The sequence below is a fragment of the Actinomadura logoneensis genome, from assembly GCF_003428695.1.
Lineage (GTDB): Bacteria > Actinomycetota > Actinomycetes > Streptosporangiales > Streptosporangiaceae > Spirillospora > Spirillospora logoneensis.
The window spans coordinates 1-3,317 of record NZ_QURH01000724.1 but is presented as its reverse complement, the minus strand read 5'-3'; the positions used below and the strand labels follow the sequence as shown (position 1 = coordinate 3,317).

Sequence of the window (3,317 nt, the reverse complement as noted above, 5' to 3'; positions counted from 1 at the left end):
GGGCCAGGGCACGCCCGCCGCGTTCGCGGCGGCGCGGCGGCGCGGGGACCCGCCCCGGGGCCGTCTCCTCGCCGGCCCGGCCGCGGGTGAGGACGGCGGTGTCAGGCATTCTGGTGGTCCTCTCGGTTGGTCCAGGCGAAGAAGAGGCCGATGGTGACCAGCGTGATCAGGAAGAGCACCACCGACACCGCGCTCGCGTAGCCGAAGTCGTAGGTCTTGAAGGCGCTGCGGTAGACCAGCAGCGCCAGGGTCTCGGTCCTGCGGAACGGGCCGCCCTCGGTCATCACGTAGACGATGTCGAAGCTCTTCAGCGCGTTGATCATCGACAGCGAGACCACGACCGCGAACGCGGGGCGCAGCGAGGGCAGGACGACGTGCCACAGCCGCTGCCACGCGTTGGCGCCGTCCACCTTGGACGCCTCGACCAGTTCGGCGGGCACGCCGGTCAGGCCGGCGAGGAACACGACCATGGCGAGGGCGACCTGCTGCCAGCACCAGGCCAGCAGCACCGACCAGAACGCCACGTCGGGGTCGGAGAGCCAGGAGTGCTGCAGCGACTCCAGCCCGACGTGGCGCAGGACGAGGTTCAGCAGCCCGTCCTCGGGGCGGAAGATCCAGAACCACACCTGCCCGACCACCACCAGGGACAGCGCCAGCGGCAGGAAGAACAGGGACTTGATGAGCCGCTGCATCCGCCTGACCTGGGCCAGCCCCAGGGAGAGGCCCAGGCCGGCGAGGGTGGGGACGACCACCGCGACGCCCGTCCAGACGGCGGTGTTCCTCAGCGCCCGCCAGAAGTGCTCGTCCCCGGCCATGTCGCGGTAGTGCCGGAGCCCGATGAAGTCGGCGGTGCCTCCGACGGCGTTCCAGTCGGTCAGGCTGTAGTAGAACGAGTACAGCCCGGGCCCCACCACTGTGGCGACATAGGCGATCAGAGGTACGGCCAAGAAGACGGCGGCCCAGCCGGTGCGTCGCGTCGACACTCCCTTGTTCCTTCCTTTCAGAGCCCGTCGGGTCCGCTGGGGGCCGTGGAGGCCGACCGGGGCGGGTGAGGGCCGCCGGGGCCGTGGGGGCCGCCGGGCCTTCCGAGGGCAGGGCGGGCAGCGGTGACGGCGGGTTCCCGCCGTCACCGTCACCGCGCGGGCTTGCTACTTCTTCTTGAAGGCGCCGTCCGCCGCCGACTGGGCCTCATGCAGGACGCCGTCGAGCTTGGCGGGGTCGTCCACGAACTTCTGGATCGCGTTGAGGCCGGACTCCGACATCTCCGGCGGAGTGGCGAGGTCGTAGTTGAAGACGAACGTGCTCGCCTCCTGGACCTGCTTGGCGGCCTTGTGCATGACCTCGTTCTGCGACTTGAGGTCGGCGTTCCTGTTGGGGGCGAGCGCGCCCTGAGCGAGCGCCATGTCCCGCTGCGCCTCCGGCCCGGACAGGCACTTCAGCAGGTCCTCGGCGGCGGCCTTGTTCGGCGCGGCCGTGGACAGGGCCCAGCCGTCCACCGGTCCGAGCGCCGCCTGCGGCACTCCGGGGGTGACCTGCGGGAAGGGGAACATGTCGTAGCCCGTCACCGGGGCGACCTTGTTCTCGTCCCAGTAGCCGGTGATCCAGGTGCCGTTCAGGGTCATCGCGGCCTGGCCCTTGGAGACCTGGTCCGCGGCGTCCGGCCAGTCGATGCCGTTCGGGCTCTTGTTGAAGTAGTCCTTGTCGAAGAGCTCCTTCCACATCGTGAAGGCGGTCCTGACCTGCGGGTCGGTGTACTTGGCCTCACCCGCCATGAGCTTCTGGCGGTAGTCGGGGCCCGCGGTGCGCAGCAGCAGGTAGTCGAACCAGAACTGCGCGGGCCACTGGTTCTTGGAGCCGAGGGCGAACGGGGTGATCCCGGCGGCCTTGAGCTTGGCGGCGGCCGCCATCAGCTCGTCCCAGGTCTTGGGCGTGGTGGTGACGCCCGCCTTCGCCATGACCTTCGGGTTGTAGAAGATGCCGACGTAGTGGTAGTCGAACGGCAGCAGGAACTTCTGGCCGTTGTAGTCCGCGGACGCCTTGGACAGGGACTCCGGGATGGCCTGGTCGAGGCCGTTCTTCTTCCAGAGGTCGTCGAGGGGCGCCATGCGCTTCTGGTCGACGAGGTACTGCGTCTTGGCGCCGGCCCAGTAGGAGAACACGTCCGGCGGGTTGCCGCCGGCGAGCTGGACGAGGATGGAGTCCTTGAACGCCTCGTGCTGGATCGGGTTGTTCTTGACCTCGCGGCCCGTCTGCCTCGTGCACAGCGACGTGATGGTCCCGAACGCCTTGGCGCCGAGGGCGTCGCTGAAGTAGTGCGCCATGCTGACCGACTTGCCGTCCGAGCCGCCGCCCGAGCCGCCGCAGCCCGCGAGCGCGACCGGGGCGAGGACGGCCAGCGCCGCCAGGCCCGCGAGCCGCGACAGGCGTCGGGTACTGTGAAGAATCACTCGTGAACCTCCGTGGGTGGTGTCGGGCGGACACCGAACGTGACGGGGACGTGTCCGCCCATCTCCTCTGTGATCCGCACCGCGGCGGCGCGGACCTGCTCTCCCAGCTCGCCGACCTGCGACAGGCCGACCCGGGCCGCCGGTCCCGACACCCCGATGCTGGCCACCGGGGCGCCGTACAGGTCGAAGATCGGGGCGGCGACGCAGCGCACGTCGAGGTTGAGCTCCTCGTCGTCCACGGCGTACCCGCGCTCGCGGACCCTCTCCAGGTCGGCCATCAGCGCCGGCACGGACGTGAGCGTCCGGATCGTGAAGCCGCGCAGCGGCGGCGGCGCCACCCGCGCCAGCTCCTCGGCCGTCGCCAGGCAGTACAGCGCCTTGCCGGTGGCGGTCGCGTGGATGACGGGCTGCGCGCCGATCTCCGTCTCGACGGTGACGCGTCCGCCGCCCTGGCGTTCCTGCGCGACGTAGACGCCGCCGAACTTGGTGCGCCGTGCCAGGTGCACCGCCTCGCCCGTCCTGTCCGACAGCTCGCGCATCGTCCGCTGGGCGACGACCACCACGTCGAGGTCGCGCAGGAGCTGGCCGGCGAGCGACACCAGCTGCACCGAGGCGCGGTAGGCCCTGGTCTTCGGGTCCTGCTCGACGTACCCGCGCTCCTCCAGCATCCGCAGCAGGCGGTGCGCGTTGCCCTTGTCCTGGCCGACCGCGCGGGCGAGGGCGGTCACCCCCATGCCCTCGGCGCTTCCGGCCAGGGTCTCGAGGATGTCCAGCCCCGACGCGAGCGCCCCGGCTCCGCGCGACCTCGTCCCCTCGGCCGCGGCGCCGTTGACGGCCGCCCGGGCGCCCGTCGTCGCCGCGCCACCGGTC

At 71.0% G+C, this 3,317-nt stretch carries 3 protein-coding genes; all 3 read right to left on the bottom strand.

The annotated features are described in order from the left end of the window. Positions 1-101 precede the first annotated feature (101 nt). Positions 102-983, bottom strand: coding sequence for a carbohydrate ABC transporter permease (locus DZF91_RS26255; RefSeq protein WP_117359861.1), 882 nt, complete (start codon positions 981-983; stop codon positions 102-104). A 165-nt stretch (positions 984-1,148) separates the two neighbouring features. Then, positions 1,149-2,447: an ABC transporter substrate-binding protein gene (locus DZF91_RS26250; RefSeq protein WP_199486902.1), complete on the bottom strand. Its 1,299-nt coding sequence runs from the start codon at positions 2,445-2,447 to the stop codon at positions 1,149-1,151. Further along, on the bottom strand, positions 2,444-3,317 hold an 874-nt coding region (locus DZF91_RS26245), incomplete at its 5' end, for an IclR family transcriptional regulator (RefSeq protein WP_147341394.1). The genes DZF91_RS26245 and DZF91_RS26250, both read right to left, overlap by 4 nt.